The sequence below is a fragment of the Flagellimonas olearia genome, assembly GCF_009184425.1.
Lineage (GTDB): Bacteria > Bacteroidota > Bacteroidia > Flavobacteriales > Flavobacteriaceae > Flagellimonas > Flagellimonas olearia.
This window is the reverse complement of sequence record NZ_WELG01000211.1, coordinates 1-311: the sequence shown is the minus strand read 5'-3', so window position 1 is coordinate 311 and position 311 is coordinate 1. Positions and strand designations below refer to the sequence as shown.

At 50.2% G+C, this 311-nt stretch carries 1 protein-coding gene; it reads right to left on the bottom strand.

Features of this window, described 5'->3' with window-relative positions; translation table 11 throughout:
- A partial coding sequence (locus tag F8C76_RS18495; protein ID WP_249042471.1) for a pyruvate formate lyase family protein occupies positions 1 to 311 on the bottom strand: 311 nt, incomplete at both ends.

Sequence of the window (311 nt, the reverse complement as noted above, 5' to 3'; positions counted from 1 at the left end):
AATAAGCTGCTGAACAAACCAGAAAGACTGACATGCCTCATAAAAGCTTCCCGCCCCCTTTGCCGGGACACGGCTGCAGTTAAGAGCGATCACTTCAAGTTCGTTTCTTCTTACAGGATCACTGCATTCAGCAGCCATTTTTTCTGCCAGCGCCGCATAACGCTGCGCATATTCCATCACTGCCTGGCAGCTTAAGATCACTGCGCTTAAAAAGTGAGATCTCCTTGCATAATCGCCGTCGCCCACGTGACATCTGTCCAGCTCCGCCTGGGCTTTTGCCATGATGCCTTCATATCCGATAGCAAGAACTT